This is a genomic window from Tabrizicola sp. (genome assembly GCF_016792905.1).
GTDB lineage: Bacteria > Pseudomonadota > Alphaproteobacteria > Rhodobacterales > Rhodobacteraceae > Tabrizicola.
The window spans coordinates 23,193-45,759 of sequence record NZ_JAEULP010000070.1; the positions used below are offsets into that span (position 1 = coordinate 23,193).

Annotated in this window: 23 protein-coding genes, 1 tRNA gene and 1 pseudogene; 14 read left to right on the forward strand and 11 right to left on the reverse strand. The window is 65.3% G+C overall.

The genetic code is table 11. From position 1 onward, the window contains the following. Nucleotides 1–2 precede the first annotated feature (2 nt). Nucleotides 3–1,289 (reverse strand): L-rhamnose catabolism isomerase, encoded by a 1,287-nt coding sequence (gene rhaI, locus JNL31_RS15125; protein ID WP_366928950.1) that lies wholly within the window; start codon nucleotides 1,287–1,289, stop codon nucleotides 3–5. A 9-nt stretch (nucleotides 1,290–1,298) separates the two neighbouring features. Further along, a complete protein-coding gene (locus JNL31_RS15130) occupies nucleotides 1,299–3,368 on the reverse strand; it encodes a bifunctional rhamnulose-1-phosphate aldolase/short-chain dehydrogenase (protein ID WP_294974901.1) in 2,070 nt (689 codons plus the stop codon). 157 nt (nucleotides 3,369–3,525) lie between these two features. Between JNL31_RS15130 and JNL31_RS15135 the strand changes: the two genes are divergently transcribed. The 6 genes from JNL31_RS15135 to rhaM all read left to right on the forward strand — a co-directional run bounded on the left by JNL31_RS15135 (nucleotide 3,526) and on the right by rhaM (nucleotide 9,428). Beyond that, complete coding sequence (locus tag JNL31_RS15135; RefSeq protein ID WP_294974904.1) at nucleotides 3,526–4,326, forward strand: DeoR/GlpR family DNA-binding transcription regulator; 801 nt, start codon at nucleotides 3,526–3,528, stop codon at nucleotides 4,324–4,326. Between the two features lie 41 nt (nucleotides 4,327–4,367). Beyond that, nucleotides 4,368–5,414 (forward strand): rhamnose ABC transporter substrate-binding protein, encoded by a 1,047-nt coding sequence (locus tag JNL31_RS15140; protein ID WP_294974907.1) that lies wholly within the window; start codon nucleotides 4,368–4,370, stop codon nucleotides 5,412–5,414. A 70-nt stretch (nucleotides 5,415–5,484) separates the two neighbouring features. Beyond that, complete coding sequence (locus JNL31_RS15145; RefSeq protein ID WP_294974909.1) at nucleotides 5,485–6,996, forward strand: sugar ABC transporter ATP-binding protein; 1,512 nt, start codon at nucleotides 5,485–5,487, stop codon at nucleotides 6,994–6,996. A 157-nt stretch (nucleotides 6,997–7,153) separates the two neighbouring features. Next, nucleotides 7,154–8,161, forward strand: coding sequence for an ABC transporter permease (locus tag JNL31_RS15150; protein WP_294974911.1), 1,008 nt, complete (start codon nucleotides 7,154–7,156; stop codon nucleotides 8,159–8,161). Next, nucleotides 8,158–9,114 carry an ABC transporter permease gene (locus JNL31_RS15155; RefSeq protein ID WP_294974914.1) on the forward strand — a complete coding sequence of 319 codons (957 nt, stop codon included), beginning with the start codon at nucleotides 8,158–8,160 and terminating at the stop codon, nucleotides 9,112–9,114. Before JNL31_RS15150 ends, JNL31_RS15155 begins: the two co-directional genes overlap by 4 nt. Continuing rightward, on the forward strand, nucleotides 9,114–9,428 hold the full coding sequence (gene rhaM, locus JNL31_RS15160) for an L-rhamnose mutarotase (RefSeq protein ID WP_294974916.1): 315 nt from the start codon (nucleotides 9,114–9,116) through the stop codon (nucleotides 9,426–9,428). The genes JNL31_RS15155 and rhaM overlap by 1 nt, the downstream gene beginning before the upstream one ends. Before the next feature lie 4 nt (nucleotides 9,429–9,432). Here rhaM and JNL31_RS15165 read toward each other — a convergent pair whose 3' ends face one another. Beyond that, complete coding sequence (locus JNL31_RS15165; protein ID WP_294974918.1) at nucleotides 9,433–10,785, reverse strand: FGGY family carbohydrate kinase; 1,353 nt, start codon at nucleotides 10,783–10,785, stop codon at nucleotides 9,433–9,435. A 67-nt stretch (nucleotides 10,786–10,852) separates the two neighbouring features. Beyond that, nucleotides 10,853–10,928, reverse strand: a tRNA-Arg gene (locus JNL31_RS15170). A gap of 262 nt (nucleotides 10,929–11,190) precedes the next feature. Here JNL31_RS15170 and JNL31_RS15175 point away from each other — a divergent pair. Continuing rightward, nucleotides 11,191–12,201, forward strand: a complete 1,011-nt coding sequence (locus tag JNL31_RS15175; protein ID WP_294974961.1) for a LacI family DNA-binding transcriptional regulator — start codon at nucleotides 11,191–11,193, stop codon at nucleotides 12,199–12,201. Nucleotides 12,202–12,336: 135 nt separating this feature from the next. On the opposite strand, the gene JNL31_RS15180 is transcribed toward JNL31_RS15175, so the two are convergent. Genes JNL31_RS15180 through JNL31_RS15195 form a run of 4 tightly spaced genes read right to left on the reverse strand, consistent with a single transcriptional unit; the run spans nucleotide 12,337 to nucleotide 14,699 of the window. After that, on the reverse strand, nucleotides 12,337–12,513 hold the full coding sequence (locus JNL31_RS15180; protein WP_294974921.1) for a Trm112 family protein: 177 nt from the start codon (nucleotides 12,511–12,513) through the stop codon (nucleotides 12,337–12,339). Next, on the reverse strand, nucleotides 12,510–13,151 hold the full coding sequence (locus JNL31_RS15185) for an LON peptidase substrate-binding domain-containing protein (RefSeq protein WP_294974924.1): 642 nt from the start codon (nucleotides 13,149–13,151) through the stop codon (nucleotides 12,510–12,512). The genes JNL31_RS15180 and JNL31_RS15185 overlap by 4 nt, the downstream gene beginning before the upstream one ends. A 27-nt stretch (nucleotides 13,152–13,178) precedes the next feature. Then, nucleotides 13,179–14,081, reverse strand: a complete 903-nt coding sequence (trxA, locus tag JNL31_RS15190) for a thioredoxin (protein WP_294974927.1) — start codon at nucleotides 14,079–14,081, stop codon at nucleotides 13,179–13,181. A 60-nt stretch (nucleotides 14,082–14,141) separates the two neighbouring features. Next, the gene (locus tag JNL31_RS15195; RefSeq protein ID WP_294974930.1) at nucleotides 14,142–14,699 is read right to left on the reverse strand and encodes a DNA-3-methyladenine glycosylase I; all 558 of its coding nucleotides are present in this window, start codon (nucleotides 14,697–14,699) and stop codon (nucleotides 14,142–14,144) included. Nucleotides 14,700–14,816: 117 nt separating this feature from the next. Between JNL31_RS15195 and JNL31_RS15200 the strand changes: the two genes are divergently transcribed. The 4 genes from JNL31_RS15200 to JNL31_RS15215 all read left to right on the forward strand — a co-directional run bounded on the left by JNL31_RS15200 (nucleotide 14,817) and on the right by JNL31_RS15215 (nucleotide 18,922). Beyond that, a complete protein-coding gene (locus tag JNL31_RS15200; protein ID WP_294974933.1) occupies nucleotides 14,817–15,671 on the forward strand; it encodes an EAL domain-containing protein in 855 nt (284 codons plus the stop codon). Nucleotides 15,672–15,876: 205 nt separating this feature from the next. Beyond that, nucleotides 15,877–17,052, forward strand: coding sequence for an acetyl-CoA C-acetyltransferase (locus JNL31_RS15205; protein WP_294974936.1), 1,176 nt, complete (start codon nucleotides 15,877–15,879; stop codon nucleotides 17,050–17,052). Between the two features lie 135 nt (nucleotides 17,053–17,187). Continuing rightward, nucleotides 17,188–17,910 carry an acetoacetyl-CoA reductase gene (gene phbB, locus JNL31_RS15210; protein ID WP_294974939.1) on the forward strand — a complete coding sequence of 241 codons (723 nt, stop codon included), beginning with the start codon at nucleotides 17,188–17,190 and terminating at the stop codon, nucleotides 17,908–17,910. Between the two features lie 151 nt (nucleotides 17,911–18,061). Then, nucleotides 18,062–18,922, forward strand: coding sequence for an EamA family transporter (locus tag JNL31_RS15215; protein ID WP_294974942.1), 861 nt, complete (start codon nucleotides 18,062–18,064; stop codon nucleotides 18,920–18,922). Here JNL31_RS15215 and JNL31_RS15220 read toward each other — a convergent pair. The 3 genes from JNL31_RS15220 to JNL31_RS15230 all read right to left on the reverse strand — a co-directional run bounded on the left by JNL31_RS15220 (nucleotide 18,919) and on the right by JNL31_RS15230 (nucleotide 20,156). Next, nucleotides 18,919–19,086: a DUF465 domain-containing protein gene (locus tag JNL31_RS15220; protein ID WP_294974945.1), complete on the reverse strand. Its 168-nt coding sequence runs from the start codon at nucleotides 19,084–19,086 to the stop codon at nucleotides 18,919–18,921. The genes JNL31_RS15215 and JNL31_RS15220 overlap by 4 nt on opposite strands. Before the next feature lie 96 nt (nucleotides 19,087–19,182). Continuing rightward, the gene (locus JNL31_RS15225; protein ID WP_294974948.1) at nucleotides 19,183–19,941 is read right to left on the reverse strand and encodes a methyltransferase; all 759 of its coding nucleotides are present in this window, start codon (nucleotides 19,939–19,941) and stop codon (nucleotides 19,183–19,185) included. Continuing rightward, entirely contained in the window at nucleotides 19,941–20,156 is a 216-nt protein-coding gene (locus tag JNL31_RS15230; protein WP_294974951.1) for a DUF2007 domain-containing protein, read from the reverse strand. Before JNL31_RS15230 ends, JNL31_RS15225 begins: the two co-directional genes overlap by 1 nt. Before the next feature lie 51 nt (nucleotides 20,157–20,207). Here JNL31_RS15230 and JNL31_RS15235 point away from each other — a divergent pair, with 51 nt between their 5' ends. From JNL31_RS15235 to JNL31_RS15245, 3 genes and pseudogenes are all read left to right on the forward strand, one after another. Next, nucleotides 20,208–21,224 (forward strand): polyprenyl synthetase family protein, encoded by a 1,017-nt coding sequence (locus JNL31_RS15235; protein ID WP_294974954.1) that lies wholly within the window; start codon nucleotides 20,208–20,210, stop codon nucleotides 21,222–21,224. A 247-nt stretch (nucleotides 21,225–21,471) separates the two neighbouring features. Next, a complete protein-coding gene (locus JNL31_RS15240) occupies nucleotides 21,472–22,299 on the forward strand; it encodes an FHA domain-containing protein (RefSeq protein ID WP_294974957.1) in 828 nt (275 codons plus the stop codon). After that, a pseudogene (locus JNL31_RS15245) lies at nucleotides 22,283–22,567 on the forward strand (serine/threonine-protein phosphatase); the annotation flags it as partial. The gene JNL31_RS15240 and the pseudogene JNL31_RS15245, both read left to right, overlap by 17 nt.

Sequence of the window (22,567 nt, forward strand, 5' to 3'; positions counted from 1 at the left end):
AGTCAGACGATGCCGGACGAAGACCCCTTCACCTCCGGCCGCTCCTTCGCCACCCGGTCCCGGTAGCCCGAGCTGCGATAGGCCGCGATGGGATCATAGGCCCCGCCCGCCCTGATCCGCGCTTCCGCCAGGATCGGCGAGACATCGGTCAGGAACCCGGCCTTCAGTGTTCGATGCGCCGCCATCACGTCATTTGCGTCCTGCGCCTCGGCCAGCGCCTTCCGGTCGACCAGCGAGGCCTGCACATAGGCCCGCGCGATCTCCACCGCCGACCCCATCAGGCTTTCGATCGGATCGGTCACGTTGTGGCTTTGGTCGATCATGTAGCTGGGGTTGAACCCCTTGGCCCCCCGCAACTCCGCCTCGACCAGTTCGTTGAAGACCAGGAACAGCCGGAACGGATCGACCGAGCCCGAATCCAAATCATCGTCGCCATACTTCGAATCGTTGAAGTGGAACCCAGCCAGCCTTCCCACATGCACCAGCCGCGCCACGATCTGCTCGATGTTTACATTTGGCGCGTGGTGGCCGAGGTCCACCAGGCATTTCGCCTTCGGGCCAAGGTGCTGCGCCGCCATCAGCGATGAACCCCAGTCGGAAATTACCGTCGAATAGAAGGCCGGCTCATACATCTTGTGCTCGATGAACATCGCCATGTTCGCCGGAAGCGCCGCATAGACCTGCTCCATCGCCGACAGGTAGCTCTCGAACATCCCGCCAAGGCTCTGCTGCCCGGCGAAGTTGGTCCCGTCGCCGATCCAGACCGTCAACGCAGGCGCACCCAGGGCCTTGCCGATCTCGATGCACTCGATGTTGTGCGCTACCGCCTGCGCGCGGGTATCCGAACGGGTGTTCGCCAGCGACCCGTAGCGGTAGCTCAACCCCTGATCCGCCTGATCCTGGAAGGTGTTGGAGTTCACCGCATCGAACCCCAGCCCATACTGCGCCGCTTCCTGCCGCAGCGCGTTGTAGTCGGACACCTTGTCCCACGGGATATGCGGCGAAACCGTCCGGGTTCCGCGCGTCAGCTCTTGGATCACCCCGCAATCGGCCAGCTTGTCATGGATGTTCCGCGGCTCACCCCGCCCCGGGAACCGCGCGAACCGCGTGCCCCCGGTCCCCACACCCCAGGTCGGCACGGCGACCGACCAGCCCATCGCGCGTGTCACCACGGCCTCGATATCCACCCCGCGACGGGCAAGTTTCCGCCCCAAAGCCCCGAACTCGTCCTGATGCGCGGCCTTCGCGGCATCGTTCAGCGACCCGACCAGATCTTCGGAAACCAGCATCCCCACCCCCTAGCGCGTGAAGGACACGGCATTGCCCGCGTCCACGTTCAGGAAATTCCCCGTCGACTTGTTCGACAGGTCGGAGGCGAAGAAATAGACCCCCTCGGCGATGTCCTCGGGGAAGACCGACCGCTGCAAGAGGCTCCGCTTGCGGTAATGCTCCTCCAGATCGGTGACGGCGATCTTGTTCGACGCCGCGCGCTGTTCCGACCACTCGCCCTTCCAGATCTTCGAGCCGCGCAACACCGCGTCCGGGTTCACCACATTGACCCTGATCCCCAGCGGTGCCCCCTCCAGCGCCATGCAGCGCGCCAGATGAATCTCCGCCGCCTTCGCTGTGCAATAGGCGCTGGCTCCCGGCGACGCCGCCACCCCGTTCTTCGACGAGATGAACACCATCGACCCTCCGATACCCTGCGCCTTCAGCACCCGATAGCCCTCGCGCCCGACCAGGAAGTAGCCGGTGGACAGGATGTCCATCGTCTTGTTCCACATGGCGAGGGTGGTATCCTCAACCGCCGCCGCGGACGTGATCCCGGCGTTGTTCACCAGCACGTCCAGCCCGCCGTACTCGCCGACCGTATACTCCACCGCCGCGATGACCGCCGCCTCGGAGGTCACGTCCATCACCACGCCCCGCACCATGTCGCGGCCATAGCGTTTGCCGAACCCCGCCACGACCTCGTCCAGCGCGGTCTGGTCGATGTCGGCCAGCACCACGTTGCAGCCCTCGCGCAGCAGGCGTTCGGCAGAGGCCGAGCCGATTCCCCCCGCACCGCCGGTGATGAAGGCAACCCGCCCCGCCATCGGCTTCGGTTTCGGCATCCGCTGCAGCTTGGCCTCCTCCAGCAGCCAGTATTCGATGTCGAAAGCCTCCTGCTCCGGCAGGCCCTGATACTGGGAAACCCCGGAAGCCCCCCGCATCACGTTGATCGCGTTGACGTAGAACTCCGCCGAAATCCGCGCCGTCGCCTTGTCCTTGGCAAAGGACAGCATCCCCACGCCGGGCACGAGGTAGATCACAGCGTTCGGGTCGCGCATGGCGGGGGAATTCGGCCGCTTGCAGCGGTCATAATAGGCCGCGTAATCCGCGCGATAGCCGACGATCAGCCCATCCAGCGCAGCCGCATCGGCCTCGGCGGGCACGACCAAGGGCTTGATCTTCGTCCGCAGGAAGTGATCGGGGCAGGACGTCCCCATCGGCGCCAGATGATCCAACGAACGAGAGTTCACAAACTCCAGCACCTCCGGCGCATCGGTGAAGTGACCCACCATATGCGCGCCTTGCGAGATGCGCCCCCGGATCAGCGGCATCAGCCGCCGCGCCGTGGCCTTCCGGTCCTCCGCAGGCAATGCAAGCACCTTCTCGCCGCCAAACACCGGGCGCTTCACGTTCGCGTCCAGCCAGACCGCCGCCTTGTTGATCATCTCCAGCGTGAGCAGGTAACAGTCCTTCGCCGTGTCCGCCCAGGTGAACAGCCCATGCTGCCCCAGCACGACGCCTTTCAGCTTCGGGTTATCCTCCGCCATCCGACCCAGCTTGATGCCAAGGTCAATCCCCGGCCGCTGCCACGGCAGATAGCCCAGTTCGCCGCCGAAAATCTCCTGCGTCAGCCGCACCTGATCCGCACTCGCGGCAATCGCGATCACCGCATCGGAATGCACATGGTCGACATGGGCCTTCGGCACGAAGCCATGCAGCCAGGTGTCAATCGACGGCGCGCGCGGGTTCAGGTTGAAGATCGTATGCCCCAGCGCCTCGACCATCGCGTCTTCCTGGTCCAGCCCCCGGTATTGCCCACGCAACTGCATCAGCTTGGTCATGTACAGCGTCGCGAACCCGTCCAGCTTCATCGACCCGATGTCGCCGCCCGAGCCCTTGACCCACAGCACCTCCACCGGCTCACCGCTCAACGGATCGGTGGCGGAAACCTTGGCGCTGGTATTCCCGCCGCCGAAGTTGGTGATTCGCAGGTCCGACCCCAGCAGGTTCGAGCGGTAGAGCAGCTTGCCCGGTTCATCCAGAGTGGCGGCGTAAGCGTCGTCCCAGAGGGACTTGAGGGCGATTTCCTGGGTCATCGGTCCGACTTTGGCTGAAGGGGTTTGTCCCGCAGGATAGGCTGCAAACGCTCACAGTCAATCACGAATGCGCATTCTGCGGCGCAGAGACTCTTCCGCGATGCAGCATTGCGATTGTTTATTGACGGATATGAGCGACTCTGACAGCCTTCCACTCATGATGCACGAACGCGAAAGATGGCAGCTGATCCTGACCCGCCTGCGGGACAAGGGGATCGTCCGCGTTGCTGACCTGGTCGGCGTTACCGGCGCCTCGGTCGCGACCCTGCGCCGTGATCTTGCGAAACTCGAAGACTCCGGCCAGCTGCGCCGCGTCCACGGCGGCGCGGAATCGGTCGCCTCGGCGCAGACCCCGCTCACCGCGCCCAGCTTCGATGCCAGCCAGACCCTGAACGCCGACCTGAAGCAGGCCGTGGCCCAGGGCGCGGCCAGCCTCTGCCAGGATGGCGAGTCGATCATCCTGAACGCGGGTTCGACGACCTGGTTCATGGCGCAATGCCTGCGCCAGCACCGGATGCAGGTCCTGACCAACTCCTTCCCCATCGCGCAGGAACTAATCGCCCATTCCGCGAACCGCGTCGTCCTGCCCGGCGGCGAGCTGTACCGCGAGGCCGGGATCATCCTGTCGCCCTTCGACGAGGACGCGATCCAGCATTTCGCCGCGTCGAAGATGTTCATGTCCTGCTATTCGGTCACGCCGCTCGGCATCATCGAAAGCGACCCGCTGGTGGCCCGGGCCGAAGCGAAGCTTCTCAGCCGGACCGAGAAACTGATCGTCGTCGCCGATTCGACCAAGTTCGAGGCGCGCGGCAACATGGTGGTCTGCCCCCTGTCCCGGGTGACGACGCTTGTCACCGACACCGGCGCGCCACCGCACATGCTGGATCACTTGCGCCAGACCGGCGTCGAGGTGGTCCTGATCGACCCCAGTCAAGCGAAGGTCCTGACCGCAGCCTGAGGAGGGGGCGGCAGGCGAAACATAACGGGAGGATACGACCAATGATGATGAAACTGACCGGCCTTGCCCTTGCGGCTGGCCTTTCCGCCCTGATGGGCTCGACCGCGATGGCAGAACCCGTCACCGCCGCCCCCGGCCAGGCCGTGAACGCGGTTCTTCTGCCCAAGTTCCTCGGCATCCTGCCCTTCGACCAGGCCAACCGCGGTGCGCAGGAAGCCGCCAAAGAACTGGGTTCCACCGGCACGCTGGAATTCATCGGCCCGACCCCTGAAAACTCCGCCGCCGGCCAGATCGAGATGCTGACCACCGCGACCACCCAGAAGCAGAACGTGGTCATGCTGTCGAACAACGCGGGCGACCAGATCGCCCCCGCCGCCGAAGCCGCCGCCGCCGCGGGCACCAAGGTCGTGACCTGGGACAGCCCGATCCCGAACGGCGCGGGGGAATCGTTCTTCGTGGCCCAGGTCGACTTCGGCTCGATCGGCACGGTGATGGCCGACATGGCCTTCGACCTTGCCGGGGGCGCGGGCGAATTCGCCGTGCTGTCTGCCAGCCCCGACGCCTCGAACCAGAACGCCTGGATCGACGCGATGAAGAAGGTCCTGGCGGAAGACGCCAAGTACAAGGACCTGAAACTGGTCGACGTCGTCTACGGCAACGACCAGTCGGAAGAGAGCTACAACAAGGCCCTCGGCCTCGTGGACAAATACCCCGACCTCAAGGTCATCATGGCCCCCACCACCGTCGGCATCGTCGCCGCCGCCAAGGCCATGCAGGACGAGGGTCTGTGCGAGAAGGTCAAGGTCTCCGGCCTCGGGCTGCCTGCCGAAATGGTCAGCTACTCGCTGAACGGCTGCGCCCCGCAGTTCGCGCTGTGGAGCTTCGTCGACCTCGGCTACCTGACCTATCAGGCCTCCTACGCTTTGGCGACCGGCGCCATCAAGGGCGAAGTCGGTGAGGAATTCACCGCAGGCCGCATGGGTGCCTTCAAGATCGAGGAAGACCCCGGTCGTCCGGGTGCCAAGCGGGTGCTGATGGGGCCGTTCACCGTCTACACCAAGGACAACGTCGAAGCCGCCGCCAACTGACGGCCGCTTCACCGCTCCCTGGGGGTCGCCCTGCGCGGCCCCCTTCCCCCAACCTATCGGAACCTCGCCCGTGACCCAGCCGGTCCTGGAACTTCAAGGCCTGTCCAAGTCTTTCGCGGCCACCCAGGCGCTGAAGGACATGAGCCTGACCATCCTCCCCGGCGAGGTCCACGCGATCGTCGGCGAAAACGGCGCGGGAAAATCCACGCTGATCAAGATCATGACCGGGGTTTACCAACCCGACAGCGGCACCATCCGCGTCGACGGCCAGCCCGTCACCCTGCGCTCCACCGAGTCCGCCCAACTGGCAGGCATCGCCGCGATCTACCAGGAACCGATGGTCTTCCCCGACCTCAACGTCGCCGAGAACATCTTCATCTCGAACCGCGCCAAGGGCCGCATCATGCGCTGGTCCGAGATCTACCGTGAAGCCGACGCCCTCATCGCCCCCCTGGGTGTCAAGCTCGACGTCCGCCGCGCCGCCGCCGGGCTGACGCTGGCCGAGCAGCAGACGGTCGAAATCGCCCGGGCGCTGTCGCTCAAGGTCAAGGTCCTGATCATGGACGAACCGACCGCCAGCCTCTCTGCCCACGAAGTCGCCCGCCTGCTCGACATCGCCCGCGCGCTGAAGGCGCAGGGCGTGGCTGTCATCTACATCTCCCACCGCCTCGACGAAATCTTCCGCATCGCCGACCGCGTCACCGTGATCCGCGACGGCCAGCACATTTCCACCAAGCCCATCGTCGAAGTCAGCGAAGACGGTCTGGTGAAAGACATGGTCGGCCGCGCGCTGGAAAGCTTCGCCGTCAAGACCGCCGCCAACCCGCATGGCGAAACCCTGCTTTCTGTCCATGACCTCGGCTGCGAAGGGGTGTTCAGGGGCATCACCTTCGACCTCGCCAAGGGCGAAGTCCTCTGCCTCGCCGGTCTCGTCGGCGCGCGCCGCACCGATGTCGCCCTCTCTCTCTTCGGCATCGCCCCGGCGACGGAGGGAACAATCACCCTCGCCGGAGCGCAGGTCCGCATCACCACCCCGCAACAGGCGATGGACCTTGGCATCGCCTATGTCTCGGAGGACCGCCGCAAGCTTGGCCTAGCCATGCCCATGTCGATCTTCGCCAACATCTCGTTGGCCAGCCTCGGAAAACTCCTGAAACCCTTCGGCCTCATCGACCGCAAGGCCGAGGCCGCCATGGCCGAGACCTACCGCAAGCGCCTTGCCATCCGCTCGCCCGACACAAGCGTCGAAGTCGGCAAGCTCTCCGGCGGCAACCAGCAAAAGGTCATGCTTGCGAAATGGCTTGAGACGAAACCAAGGGTCCTGATCTTCGACGAACCCACCCGCGGCATCGACGTCGGCGCCAAGGCCGAGGTTCACGCCATCATCCGCCAGCTCGCCAGCGAAGGCGTCGCCATCCTCGTCATCTCCTCCGACCTGCCCGAGGTGCTGGCGCTCGCCGACCGCGTCCTCGTCATGCGCGAGGGCCGTCAGGCCGGAATCCTCCCCATCGAAGAGGCCACGCAGGAACGCGTCATCGCCATGGCCGCCGGGCAAGCCACCGCAGAGAGACCCGCCGCATGACCGCACGCCCCCAAGCCCTTTCACATTTGCCCAAATATCCCCGCCGGAGGCCGTCCGAGCCGGTTGCGCGCCCTTCGCGCGCAGAGGCGAGACAAAAGGCTTGCGCGTCAGCGCTCAATTCGAAAACCGCCTCAACCCGCGTGACCGGAGGCCGAGAATGACCGGCCTCCTCACCCGCGCCTCGCCGCAGACCCTGCGCCTTCTGGCCCTCGGCCTCGCCCTGCTGGCAACGGTGCTGTTCTTCGCCACCCAGATCGAAGGCTACCTCTCCCCCCGCATGTTCACCCGGATCAGCACCTCCGCCGCCGTGGTGCTGCCCATTGCGGTCGGGCAGGCCATCGTTATCATGACCCGCAACATCGACCTTTCCGCCGGGTCGGTGATGGGCGTCACCGCCTACATGACCGGGCAGCTCCTCGGCGCGATGCCCGAGTTGCACCCGATCCTCGCGGTCCTTTTCTGCATGGCGCTTGGCGCGGGCTTCGGCGCGCTGAACGGGATCATCATCGCCTTCGGCCGCGTCCCCTCGATCATCGTCACCCTCGGCACGCTGGCCCTCTACCGCAGCTTCCTCGTCGAATGGTCCGACGCCAAGACCATCACCACCGCCAGCCTTCCGCAATGGCTGGTCGACCTGCCTTCCGCCAACGCCTTCTCGGTCGGTGGGCTGGATGTCCGCGTCACCGTCCTGATCGCGCTGGCCGCCTGCCTCGTCAGCGGCCTCGCCCTCACCTTCCTGCGCCCCGCCCGCCGATTCTACGCGGTCGGCTCCAACCCCGACGCCGCCGTCATGGCCGGGATCAACGCCCGCCGCGTGGTCCTGACGGCCTTCATCATCAGTGGAGCCTTCGCAGGCCTCTCCGGCTTCCTGTTCCTGGCCAAGTTCGGCAACATCACCGTCGTCGCGGGCCTCGGGTTCGAACTCAAGGCCATCGCCGCTGTTGTCGTCGGCGGCGTCTCGATCATGGGCGGCTCCGGCTCGATGATCGGCGTCCTGATGGGCGCGCTCCTCGTCGACACCATCGACAACTCGCTCACCCGCTGGGCCGTGATCAGCGAATTCTGGCGCGACGCGCTCCTCGGTGGCCTGATCATGGCCGCCGTCACCCTCGACACGCTCGCCAGCCGCCAGCTGACCCGTCTTCGGAAAGGGAGCAGCCAATGACCCGCTTCCTCACCCCCTGGGAAACCGGCCTCCTCGCCGTCTTCCTTGCCACCCTTGCGCTCAACACCGCCTTCGCGCCCGAATTCCTGACGGTCCAGAACCAGATCAACCTCTTCCAGCTGTCGATCGAGAAGATCATCGTCGCCTTGGTCATGACCCTCGTGATCATCAACGCCGAGATCGACCTCTCCGTCGCCTCGATCATGGGCCTCTCCGCCGCGCTTTTCGGTTCTCTCGTCAACGCGGGCACCCCCGGAGGCCTCGCCATCCTGATCTGCCTTGCCGCAGGCCTCGTCGCGGGCCTCGTCAACGCCATCCTCGTTGCCCGCGTCGGCATCCCCTCGCTGGTCGTCACCCTTGCCATGCTGATCGGCTTCCGCGGTCTTGCGCGCGTCCTCGTCAAGGACAACTCGCTCGGCAACTTCCCCGCCTGGTTCACCGACCTCGGCCAGAAGGGCATCCTCGGTCCGATCCCCCTCGCCATCCTCCTCTTCTTCGTCCTCCTCCTCCTCCTCGGAATGACCCTCCACCGTTCCAGCTTCGGGCGTCAGGTCATCGTCATCGGCACCAATGCCGAGGTCGCCCGCTTCTCCGGCCTGAACGTGGCGCGGGTGAAGACGGTGCTCTTCCTCCTCTCCGCCCTGATCTCCGCCCTCTGCGGCCTCCTCTACGCCGCCCGCCTCGGCTCCGTCCGCGGCGACACCGCCTTCGGGTTCGAGCTTGACATCATCACCATGGTTCTTCTGGGCGGGGTCAGCATCTTCGGCGGCAAGGGCAGCATGACCGGCGTGTTCCTCTCGATCCTGATCATCCTGAACCTGCGGAACGGCATGGGCCTGATGAACATCACCGGACACATGCAGACCGGGGTGATCGGCATCCTCCTCATCGCCTCGGTCCTCCTCCCCAACCTCCTGGCCGATCTCCGCGCCAGCAGACGAAAGGACGCCTGATGCAGCGCCACGCCTTCAAGATGCGCCTGAACCCGGGGATGGAGGCCGAATACACCCGCCGCCACGACGCGATCTGGCCGGACCTCGTGCAGCTTCTGAAGGACACCGGTATCTCGAACTACTCGATCCACCTGGACCGTGAGACGATGACCCTCTTCGGCTACCTCGAACGCCGCGACGACCACACAATGGACGACCTGCCAAACCAGCCGGTGATGAAACGCTGGTGGGCCCACATGGGCGACATCATGGCCACGAACCCAGACGGCTCCCCAATCGCGATCCCGCTCGCCGAGACCTTCTACATGGCCTGACCGCTCACCAGCGCGCCACCGCTTCCCGCCAGCCCGCGACATAGCCCGTCCACAAGCGATCACTCTCAGGCATCACCTCCAGCCCCTTCGGCGCGGACACCGCCATCGGCCCCGCCAGAAGCGCCGCGCCCAAGCCCGTGCCCGCGCCTTGGCCCGAGCCGCGAACAACCCGCCCCGTCGCCGTCGCCAGCATCCGCAGGAAGGGAAGATTCCCCCCGAAGGCCCCCTCGACGATCACCGGCCCCTCGGCCCCGGCCAGCGACAAACACTCCGCCCCCATCAGTGCCGCATAAAACGACGCCGCCGCCATCCGCGCGCCGCCCTCCGGCTCTCCGCCGATCCAGCCGAACCGCTTGCCCGGAAACGGCCCTGTCTCGGGATGCAGGGACGGCATCGCCATCACCCGTTCCTCCAGCACCCCACGCAGATCATCCGGCGACGGCTCGACGATCCGCCCCCCCATGATCTCATCCATCTCGCGCCCGCCCATGAACCGTGCGGTCGGGACCGGCTGGCCCAGCGCGTTCACGTTCACCAGCACGTCCCGGCCTGCCTCCAACTCTGGCGGCCGACCGCCCAGCGCCATCACGATCATCCAGGTCCCGGTCGACAGCACCCCGCAGGGCGCCTCTGCCAGATGCGGCACCAGCGAGGCGTTGGAATCATGGATGCCGCACAAGACCGGCGTCCCCGCGGGCAGACCCGTCGCTGCCGCCACCTCCGGCAGCACCGGCCCCAGCACATCCGCGGCCTTCCGAACCGGAGGCAACGAGCTGTCCCACCCCATCCGCGTCACCAGCGAGGAAAACCGCCCCTCCCACGGGTTCCACAGATCGGTATGACAGCCCAGCGAGGTCGCCTCGCTTGTCGCAACGCCCGACAGCCGGAACGCCCAGTACTGCGCCAGCATCAGGACATGACGCACCCTCGTGAAGTCTTCCGGAAACGCGCGGGACAGCCAGAACAGCTGCGCCCCGACATTCAGCCCGCCCGGCAGCCTCGGCGACCCCGTCTCCTGAAATTCCGGCCGGACCGCGTCATACTCCGCCGCCATAAGGTCCGGCCCGTCATGTTCGTAATCCAGCATCGGCAGCGCCAGCCCGCCCCGATCATCGACCAGCACCGCCGCCGCGCCATGCGTGGTGATCGACACCGCATCCACCCCCCGCGCCGCCGCAGCCCGCAGCCCGCCCAACGCGAAAGCCCACAGCATCTCGATGTCATGATGCGGATAGAGCCCATCCCGCCGCACCGCATTCGGAGTGCGCGCCAGCACCTCCTCGGCCCCGGTCGCGAGATCCACGACCAGCACCTTGGCGTTGGTCTTGCCAATATCCAGAACTGCAATCCGCCGCATCCGCATGCCTCCGGGAACCGCCCGGGAACAAGCCTATCCGATTGATTTCAATGCGGGAAGCTAAGGATGGTGACCCCGGATGGATTCGAACCATCGACCTGCCGCTTAGGAGGCGGCCGCTCTATCCCCTGAGCTACGGGGCCACGGCTTCCTCATGCGACGAAACCGCGCCCATTTCAACCACCGGGAAAAGAAAAGGGGAGGCAAGTTTGGCCCACTACCTCCCCCTTGGTCCGTCGCATCCAGTTTGAGAGCTTGCAGGACACGCCAGATATGACCAGCTTCAGGGAGACACCTTTGGCTGTTAGCGGTAACATTAGCAGATGAAACCGGCTTGGACAAGCTTTCTCTTTGGCGCTAACAAAGGGTATTGCAGCCCCGTGCCGGAAAAGCCCCTTGACCAAGATCACGCCCGACCCGCGCCACACCCTGACCCTCCGCGACGTGTCCGAAGCCTCGGGCGTTTCGGAAATGACTGTCAGCCGGGTCCTGCGCAACCGGGGCGACGTCTCCGCCCCCACCCGGGAAAAGGTGCTGGAGGCCGCCCGCGCCCTTGGCTACGTGCCGAACAAGATCGCCGGGGCGCTCGCCTCCCAGCGCGTGAACCTGGTGGGCGTGGTGATCCCGTCGCTGTCCAACATGGTCTTCCCCGAGGTTATGACCGGCATCTCCGAAACGCTGGTCGGCACCGGTCTGCAACCCGTGGTCGGCGTCACCAACTACCTGCCCGACCGCGAGGAAAGCGTCATCTACGAAATGCTGTCCTGGCGCCCGTCGGGGATGATCATCGCGGGCCTTGAGCACTCCGCGGCCTCCCGCGCCATGCTGGCGCGCGCCGGAATCCCTATCGTCGAGATCATGGACATCGACGGCGACCCGATCAATCACGCCGTCGGCATCTCGCACCGCCGCGCCGGACGACAGATGGCCGAGGCGATCATCGCCGCAGGCTACCGCAAGATCGCCTTCCTCGGCACCCAGATGCCGAACGACTTCCGCGCAAAGAAGCGGCTGGAGGGGTTCGAAGAGGCGCTTGCCAAGGCTGGCCTGTCGTTGGTCGACCGCGAATTCTACTCGGGCGGCTCGGCGCTGCTGAAGGGCCGCGAGATGACGGCGGCCGTCCTGACCCGCAGCCCGGATGTCGATTTCCTGTATTACTCCAACGACATGATCGGTGCCGGGGGCCTCCTCTACTGCCTGGACAAGGGCCTGGACGTCCCCGGCCGCATCGGCCTCGCCGGGTTCAACGGGGTGGAGCTGCTGGACGGTCTTCCAAGGAAACTTGCCACGATGGATGCCTGTCGGCTGGAAATCGGGAAGAAGGCCGCCAGGATCATCGCCGAAGCTCCCGGGGTGGCGCAGGTGGAGGAGCTGTTCCCGACGCTGGAACCCGGGGATACGATCCGTCATGCGTAGGGTGCGCTACGAGCCCACCGTCGGATGGTGCGGCTCTTAGCGCACCCTACACCATTTCTGGACCTTACCACCTGGTTAACGCCAGCGCGTAACCCATTGATTTTCAAAGGCTCAGAAATCTGTCCACCGTGGACACTACTCCAGCTCCCGCGCTTCGCTGACCAGCATGACCGGGATCCCGTCCCGGATCGGAAAGGCCAGGTGGGCCGCCTTCGAGATCAGCTCCTGCTTCTCGGCATCATAGGTCAGCACCGCATGGGTGACGGGGCAGACCAGCGCCTCCAGCATCTTCCGGTCGGCGGGTTCGCTCATTGCAGGGTCTCCTCTTCGCCACTGGCGCGGAGCGCGAATTCGATCAGCGTGACGATGGTCTCGCGCCGGGTGGTCAGGGTGGGCGCTTCCAGCAGGGCCTGCTTGTCCTCGGGCGAGAAGGGGCAGAGCATGGAAAGCGAGTTGATCAAGAGCTCCGCCTCGGCCTCCTTCAGGCTGTCCCAGTCGGTCGAGAGGTTGAGCCGGGAGAAGTAGCGGGCGAGGAGGCCCATGAACTCCTCGCGGCGGAAGCCGGGGTCATCCTCGGTCGGTCCCAGGTCGCGGGCGAAGGGGGCCCAGTCGACCAGGCATCGACGGTAGGGGGCGAAGCCCTGCACCTCTTCCTTCACCCGGTAGCGGGAAATCCCGGAGAGCGTGATCATGTAGCGCCCGTCCTCGGTCTCCGAAAACCCGGTCAGCCGCCCCGCGCAGCCGATCGCCTGCAGGCGCTTCTCCCCGGCGGGGGTCTCGCGGGGCTGGATCATCCCGATCAGCCGGTGGCTGGTCTTCAGGCAATCCTCGATCATCGCCAGATAGCGCGGTTCGAAGATATGCAGCGGCAGCCGGGCCCGCGGCAGCATGAGCGCGCCCGGCAGGGGGAAGACCGGGATGGTATCCGGCAGGTCGGCGGAGGTGATCATGGGCATGAGGGTAGCCCGCGTCAGGGATCAGGCAAATATCATCGACGAAAGGCGGCGGCGACCGGCAAGGACGATGGGATCCTGCGGCTTCAACGCCTCGAAGATCGTGAAGAGCTGGGTCTTGGCCGCGCCGTCGTTCCATTCGCGGTCGCGGCGGAAGAGTTCGAGGAGTTCGTCCACCGCTTCCTTCTGGTTCCCGGCAGCCAGCAGCGCGGCGGCGAGGTCGTAGCGGGCCTGGTGATCGTCGGGGTTCACTTGGACCGCCGCGCGAAGCTCGGCCTCCGGCCCGGCATTGGCTGCCTGCTTCGCCAGTTCCAGCTGGGCGCGGACGGCGTCGAGTTCCTTCGACTTCGCGATGGCGGCAGGGGCGGCAGCGATCAGCCCCTCGGCCTGGTCGAGGTTCGAGAGAGCCAGGTGCGCGCGGATAAGGCCACCGTAGGCCGCCGCATTCTCCGGCTCCTCCCCAAGAATCGCGGCGAAGGTTTCGGCGGCATCCACTGCCGCGCCCTCGGTCAGCATGTCCTCGGCCGCCTGGATCGCCTCGGCCAGCCCGCCGTCACCGGCAAGGGCCGAGACGCGGTCGACAAAGGCCTTGAGTTCGGACGCGGGTACGGCGCCCTGGAACCCGTCGACCGGCTGGCCCTGCCAGAAGGCGTAGACCGTGGGGATCGACTGGATGCGCAACTGCGCGGCGATGCGCTGGTTCTTGTCGACGTCGACCTTTGCCATGCGCACCTTGCCGCCCGCGGCAGTAACGGCGGCTTCCAGCATCGGGCCAAGCGTCTTGCAAGGCCCGCACCAGGTGGCCCAGAAGTCGACGATGACCGGCACTTCGCGGCTGGTTTCGATCACCTCTGCCATGAAGGTGGCCTCGGTCACGTCCTTGATCAGATCAACTTCAGCTTGCGGCTTTTCGCTTAGTCCCAGCATGGCGGACTCCTGTCGGATGTTTGCCCATATATGGCGGGGCGGAAGCGAAAGGCCAAGGGGTCAGCCCCAGTGGCAGTCGGCGAGATGGTCGTTGACCATGCCCGATGCCTGCATGAACGCATAGGTGATGGTGGGCCCGACGAAATTGAAGCCCTCGCGCTTCAGTGCCTTCGACATGGCCTGAGATTGCGCGGTCTGGCCGGGGACATCGCCATGGGTTCGCGGGCGGGGCGAGGGCGGCGGGGCGAAAGCCCACAGGAAGGCCGAGAAGCCTTCGCGCGCCTCGATCCGCAGGAAGGCTTGGGCGCCCCGGATCGTACCTTCGATCTTGCCGCGGTGGCGGACAATGCCGGGATCGCCTAGCAAGCGAGCCGTCTCGGGCTCGCCCCAGCTCGCGATCAGCTCAGGTTCGAAACCCCTGAAGGCCGCGCGGAACCCCTCGCGCTTGCGCAGGATGGTGATCCAGGACAGCCCGGCTTGGAAGCTCTCCAGAATCAGCAGCTCGAACAGGCGGCGAGGATCATGCTCCGGGCGGCCCCATTCATGGTCGTGGTAGGCAACGTAAAGCGGATCGGTGCCGCACCAGGGACAGCGGGTCAAATTGTCGGCATTTTTCATCGGCGAACCTTGGTCTGGGCTACGGGACAGGTTGGAACAAAATGCGAATATTGATCTTCCGTTTACTGATGGCAGGCTAGGGTGTCGAGCGTCGAATGCTCTGGCCGGGGGGGTTGCATGAGCTATCTGAAGGAACCGAAGTCGTCGAAGTTCGACCGCGACCCCGCGCTGGCGAGTCCGCTTGCCGCGGCGATTTCGGCGCAGGACCGGGAAACTCTGGCAATGGTCGCCTCGGCCCTGAAGGACCGGCGGATGCGGCTCGCGTTCCAGCCGGTGGTCTATGCGGCCGACCCGTCGGTGATCGGTTTCTTCGAAGGTTTCATCCGCCTTCTGAACTTGCGTGACCAGGTGATCCCCGCACGGGACTTCATGGGTGCAGTGGAACAGCAGCAACTGGGGCGCGAGATCGACTGCGCAGCCCTGCAGCTGGGACTTATGGCGATGCAGCGCAATCCGCAGATCCGGGTGTCGATCAACATGTCGGCAAGATCCGTCGGCTATCGTCCCTGGACGGACATCCTGCGCCGTGCCTTGCAGGATTCACCGCGGCTGGGTGCCAACCTGATTCTGGAGATCAGCGAGGCGTCCGCCCTGCAGGTGCCCGATGTGCTGAAGCCCTTCATGTCGGACATGCGCGAACACGGAATCGTCTTCGCGCTGGACGATTTCGGAGCAGGGATGACCTCGCTGCGTGTTCTGCAGGACCTGGGGTTCGAGATCGCCAAGATTGACGGCAGCCTGGTCAAGCACGTCGATCGCCTTTCCGAAGGCCAGGCCGTCGTTCGGGCCGCAATCGCGATGGCCGAGGAGCTGGGCATGTATGTGGTTGCAGAAGCGGTCGAAACCGAGGGCGAAGCGACCTGGTTGCGCGAAGCAGGGGTGGGGTGCTTGCAGGGCTATCTCTTCGGCCCGCCGACGGTGACACCCGACTTTCGCGCCTTCCGGCACGGCAGACCAACTGTGACCGTCTGATCGCCGCGGCGAAAAGCGTTTGCCGTCGGCTGTGCATGCTTGGAACCTTTCCTGCTTCACTGCGGCAAGGCGACGCCGGACCTGTGCCCCATGCGCCATGGTTCTTGCACTTGCAGCAAGATGCCCGTAGGGCATGGATGGACGCGGCGCGATACCCTCGTGCCACGGCCTTGCAGCTCTAGACGCATAGGGAGAGGACCTGGGAATGACCAATGTCGTAATCGTGTCGGCGGGCCGCACCGCCGTGGGCAGCTTCAACGGCGCGTTCGCCAATACCCCGGCGCATGACCTTGGGGCAGCGGTGATCGAGGCGGTCGTCGCCCGGGCCGGCATCGACAAGGCCGAAGTCGACGAGACGATCCTGGGCCAGGTGCTGACCGCCGGTCAGGGCCAGAACCCGGCACGGCAGGCGCATATCAAGGCGGGCCTGCCGAAGGAAGGCAGCGCCTGGTCCTTGAACCAGGTCTGCGGTTCCGGCCTGCGGGCGGTGGCGCTGGGGACGCAGCATGTCCAGCTGGGCGACGCGAAGATCGTCGTCGCGGGCGGGCAGGAATCGATGTCCCTCAGCCCCCACGTCGCGCATCTGCGGGCCGGGCAAAAGATGGGCGACTTGAACTTCATCGACTCGATGATCAAGGACGGGCTCTGGGACGCCTTCAACGGCTATCACATGGGCCAGACGGCTGAGAACGTCGCCAACCAGTGGCAGATTTCCCGCGACATGCAGGACGAATTCGCCCTCGCCAGCCAGAACAAGGCCGAGGCCGCACAGAAGGCCGGCAAGTTCAAGGACGAGATTATTCCGTTCACCATCAAGACCCGCAAGGGCGACATCGTGGTCGATGCCGATGAATACATCCGCCACGGCGCCACGATGGAGGCGATGCAGAAGCTGAAACCCGCCTTCGTCAAGGATGGTTCGGTCACGGCGGCCAATGCCTCGGGCATCAACGATGGCGCTGCTGCGGTCGTGCTGATGACCATGGAAGAGGCCGCGAAGCGCGGGCTGAAGCCCTTGGCGCGCATCGCCAGCTACGCGACCGCCGGGCTCGACCCGTCGATCATGGGCGTCGGCCCGATCCATGCCTCGCGCAAGGCGCTGGCCAAGGCGGGCTGGAAGGTCGGCGACCTGGACCTCGTCGAGGCGAACGAGGCCTTTGCGGCGCAGGCCTGCGCGGTGAACAAGGACATGGGCTGGGACCCGTCGATCGTGAACGTGAACGGCGGCGCCATTGCCATCGGCCACCCGATCGGCGCGAGCGGTGCGCGTATCCTGAACACGCTGCTGTTCGAGATGGGCCGCAGCGGGGCGAAGAAGGGCCTTGCCACCCTGTGCATCGGCGGCGGCATGGGTGTTGCCATGTGCCTGGAGCGCGCGTGACCCCCACTTGATACTGCGGCGCAGAAAAGTGTCGCGAATGCGAAACGGGCGCGCAATAATGTTGCGCGCCCGAATTCGTTTCGGTAACAGGATTTCAATGGCATACGGTAGCATACCCTCAGGAGGAGAATCACGATGGCACGGGTTGCATTGGTCACGGGCGGATCGCGCGGTATTGGCGCGGCGATCTCGGTTGCGCTGAAGGCGGCGGGCTACAAGGTCGCGGCGAACTATGCTGGCAATGACGACGCGGCGGCGGCCTTCACCAAGGAGACGGGCATTCCGGCCTACAAGTGGTCGGTCGCGGACTACGACGCCTGCGCGGCAGGGATCGCCAAGGTCGAGGCGGACCTTGGCCCGATCGAGGTGGTCGTGGCCAATGCCGGGATCACCCGCGATGCGCCTTTCCACAAGATGACGCCGCAACAGTGGAAAGAGGTGATCGACACCAACCTGACTGGCGTGTTCAACACGGTTCATCCCATCTGGCCGGGCATGCGGGACCGCAAGTTCGGCCGCGTCGTGGTGATCTCGTCGATCAACGGGCAGAAGGGCCAGTTCGCGCAGGTCAACTATGCCGCGACCAAGGCCGGCGACCTTGGCATCGTGAAAAGCCTGGCGCAGGAAGGCGCGCGGGCAGGGATCACGGCCAACGCCATCTGCCCCGGCTACATCGCGACCGAGATGGTGATGGCGGTGCCCGAGAAAGTGCGCGAGAGCATCATCGCCCAGATCCCCGCCGGTCGCCTGGGCGAAGCGGCCGAGATCGCGCGCTGCGTGGTGTTCCTTGTGTCGGATGACGCGGGATTCATCAATGGCTCGACCATCAGCGCGAACGGCGGGCAGTTCTTCGTCTGACACCTTCGCCTGCGACTTCGTCTTCTTGTCGGGGATGCCCCGCGAGATGTGACACGGTCTTTGACGGGCATTCCGGGGCCGTCCTTCGGGGCGGCCCTTTTCCTTGGGCAGGCGAGCGGCTATTCAGGCCCGGCTGCATCGGGAGGGGACTGTGACCAAGGGGCGCGCGACGCTGATCGGGTTTTCTGCGGTGTTGATGTGGTCACTGCTGGCGCTGTTCACTATCGGCAGCGCGCCGGTGCCACCGTTTCTTCTGAATGCGATCTGTTTCGGGATCGGCGGCCTGATCGGGTTGCTCTGGACCGCACGTCAGGGCTTCGGCGTGCTGCGCGGGGTCGGCTGGAAGGTCTATGCCTTCGGGACCATCGGACTGTTCGGCTATCACTTCCTGTATTTCACCGCCTTCCGGTTGTCTCCCACGGCAGAGACCGGGCTGATCGCCTATCTCTGGCCGCTGTTCATCGTGCTGTTCTCCGGCCTGCTGCCAGGGGAAAGGTTGCACACCCAACATGTGGTCGGCGCGCTGATTGCTTTTGCGGGGGCCGCCGTGATCGTCCTGGGACGAGGCGGAGAGGCATCCGGGTCGGCTTTGGGGATGGCGCTGGCCTTTGTCTGCGCGTTGACCTGGGCAGGCTATTCAATCCTTTCGCGGCGGCTGGGTGCGGTGCCGACCGAAAGCGTCACGGTCTTCTGCCTGGCGACGGCGGTGATGTCGGTAGTCAGTCACCTGGCGCTGGAAACGACGGTCTGGCCGGACAACGGACTGGGCTGGGCGGCGGTACTGGCGCTGGGGATCGGACCGGTCGGAGCGGCCTTCTTCACCTGGGACATCGGAATGAAGCGCGGAGATATCCAGCTTCTGGGCGTAGCAAGCTATGCGGCGCCCCTGCTGTCGACATTGGCGCTTGTCGCGGCAGGAATAACGCGACCGACCTGGGCAATCGCCCTGGCCGCGGTCCTGATCACCGGTGGGGCGGCGCTGGCCGCGCGGGCCAGCGCCGGAAAACGCTAGTTCGTGCTCAGGCGCGCGATTTCCTCCTTGATGCGCAGTTTCTGCTTTTTCAGATCGGCGATCTGCAGGTCATCCGTTCCGGGGCTGCGCTGGGCGAGTTCAACCATCTCCGAGAGAGTCTCGTGCTTCTTGCGCAGTTCCGCCAGATGCGATGCGATCGTCATGGTCGTCCTCCTCGGTTGTTCACAGCCCGAGTGCACCACGAAACCCGAGTCGTGTCATCACCTGTTACGATCATGTGACAGAATGATCCGGCGAATTCAGCGGAACAGCGCCAGCAGATCGGCACCTTCGCGCAGGATGGCGTTGGCCTGCGGCGTATAGCTTTCGCGGTCCCCGTCATGGGCCGGACCCTGGTGGATGACGAAGGGAGCAAGCAGCCGAAAAGGGGCGCGGCCCCCCTTGCGGGCCTGGATGATGACGCGGAGCGCGGGTCGACCTTCGCGCGCGGCAAGGGGCAGGACTGTGGCGGAGCCCAACTTCGGAGCGAGTGCAGAAACCACCTCCGGCAGGCCGTCCGATCCGCAGATCAAGGTCATCCAGCCGCCGGGACGCAACCGGCGGGCAGCAGCGGCCACCCAGTCGGAAAGCGGCGTATCCACCCGCATCGCCCGTGACCGCGCCGCAACAGGGGAAGGGCTGCCGCCAGCGTGATAGTAGGGCGGATTCGCAATCACATGGTCGAAGTCCCGCCGAAGGGACGACGGCATCCGGTCAATGTCGCCTTCGTGGACTTCGGCCGCGATCCGGTTGCGTTCGGCGTTGCGACGGGCAAGCTCGGCATAGGCGGGTTGCAGTTCCAGCCCCGCCAGGTCCAGGCCCGGCACGCGATGCCCTAGGCACAGCATTGCCGCCCCCGCCCCGCAGCCCAGGTCCAGAACGCTGTCGCCCGGCTTCACCGGACAGGACGCCGCGAGCAGAACCGGATCGGTCGCGGCGCGATAGCCTTTCAGCGGTTGCAGAAGCCTCAGACGACCGCACAGGAATTTGTCGTCCGACAGCTCGGCATCGGCAAACATCAAAGGTCCAGGGGAACGTCGTTGTCGCGCAGGATGGCGGTCGCGCGGAAGTGATGCTGGTCGGCGACCATCAGCCGCCGCGGCAGGATTCCAAGGCTGCCATCGAGGACGCTCATGTGGACGTCCAGCGGAAAGGCCGCTATACCCTCGCCTTCAAGAAGGACCGTGGCAAAGGCGATCAGCGTAGGGTCGGTCGTGCGCAGAAGTTCCTTCATCAGATCGGGTTACTCCCGCCGGTCGCGCGGGGCAAGGGCGGCAAGAACGGCATGGACGGAGCGGGCGAAAACGCGGTGGACAAGAGCTTGACGCCGCAGGACAGGCTGACTGCCGCATTGGCCGAGGACATGGCTGCGGTGAACCGGCTGATCCGCGAGCGCATGGCGAGCGAGCATGCCCCACGGATTCCCGAAGTGACGGCGCATCTGGTCGAGGCGGGGGGCAAGCGCCTCCGGCCCCTGCTGACACTGGCGGCGGCACGGCTGCTGGGCTACGCGGGCGACGACCATGTGAAGCTGGCGGCGACGGTCGAATTCATCCATACCGCGACGCTCTTGCACGATGACGTGGTGGACGAAAGCCAGCGACGTCGCGGACGACCGACGGCGAACCTGTTGTGGGACAACAAGTCGTCCGTGCTGGTCGGCGACTACCTTTTCGCGCGCAGCTTCCAGCTGATGGTCGAAACCGGCAGCCTGCGCGTGCTGGACATCCTGGCCAACGCCTCGGCCACCATTGCCGAGGGCGAGGTGCTGCAACTGACTGCTGCGCAAGACCTGCGGACGGATGAGGCAATCTATCTGCAGGTCATCCGCGGCAAGACGGCGGCGCTGTTCGCTGCGGCGACCGAGGCCGGCGGCGTGATCGCGGGCGCGAAGGAAGGCGAAATCAAGGCGCTCCGCGAATACGGCGATGCCCTGGGAATTGCGTTCCAGATTGTCGACGACATGCTGGATTACGGTGGTTCCGATGCTGTTATCGGGAAGAATACCGGCGATGATTTTCGCGAAAGGAAACTTACGCTTCCGTTGATCAAGGCTGTTGCCAAAGCGAGCCCGGATGAGCGCGCGTTCTGGGTGCGAGTCATCGAGAAGGGCAGCCAGAATGACGGCGATCTGGCACATGCCATGGTGATTCTGCAAAGGCACGACGCAATATCTGCCTGTCGCCTGGATGCCGTGGCCTGGGCTGCAAGGGCAAAAGCGGCGCTTGACAACCTGCCCGTGCATCCGCTTCGCGACATTCTTTCTGAGCTTGCAGACTTTGTGGTAAGCCGCATATCCTGACTTGGCGCGATCCGTGAAATGACCGAATTAGGATCATTTTTTGGACAAAGTCTTCCCATAGCACAGCGGGACGGGAGTGGTGTGTCTTTAAGCCTTGTCCGCGATGTTGGTAGCCGTGGCGGCGGGCCCGATTGGATGTCGGGCGCGTTGGGCCCGGAAGGATGGCAGGACGTGTTGAGGTCCTGGTAACCCGAGCCGGGTGACTATGGATGAACTCCGGGGGAAGGCCCGGAACGGAGTGCGGCAGATGAAACTTCTCGACTGGCTCTTCCGGCGGAAGGCGAAAGCGACCCGCGGCGCGCGCTTCAGCGGCAGCGAAGCCGAACAGATTGAAGCGACCCGGGCGGCGATCGATCAGGTGGCCAAAGGCACTGGTCCGGCTGCGGGCCGGTTTCCGAAGCTGTCCGATGGTGCGCCCGAAGTCCTGACCCAGACGCCGAACAGCGCGGTGGTGGCCAAGGAAGGCCCGACTCCCGTGGTGAACATCTGGGAAATGGAAGAAGAGCCGGAACCTGCGGTCCCCGTTCCAACCCCGGCGCGCGAGATTGCAGCGGACGCGGGGGCACGTCGCCGCTCCACGCGCACCAAGACCCGGGTTCTGGGTTTCGAGCCACAGCCGGCAGCAGTTGTGCCGCTGTTCGACGAAGGCCGGATGAACGAGTCGATCGAGCCCGGAGACAAGGCGGGCGTGGTGATGTATCCGACCGGCTGGCTGGTGATCAAGTCCGGCCCGGGCCGCGGTGCGGCCTTTCCAGTGATGCGGGGCGTGTCGCAGATCGGGCGCGGGCTGGACCAGACCATTGCGCTGGATTTTGGTGACATGGCGATCTCGCGCCAGCATCACGCTGCCATCGCCTACGACCCGGCGACGCACCAGTTCCATGTCGGGCACGGCGGCAAGTCCAATCTGGTGCGCCTGAACGGCAAGCCCCTGCTGTCGACCGCCGTGGCAGGCGACGGCGACGAGATCCAGATCGGCGAGACGACTTTGGTGTTGAAGGTGTTGTGTACAGCCGACTTCAATTGGTCGGCGGTCGACTCCGAGGGAGACGGCAATGATATGGCGATCGCGTGAACCCCGCTACGATGTCGCCTCGGGCATAAGCCAGGGCGCGCGTGACTATCAGGAAGACGCGATCACGGCAGACTTTCCGGTCGGTGCCGAAGCCGGGTTCGTTGTCCTGGCCGATGGCATGGGCGGTCATGCGGCGGGCGATGTCGCCTCCAAGATCGTCCTGACCGAGGTCTTCAGCGAACTGAAGTTTCACTTCGCCGATGTCGAGGCCTTCGAATCCCGGGCGCCGGAGATCCTGCGCGGCGTGGCCGACCTTGCCAATGAAACC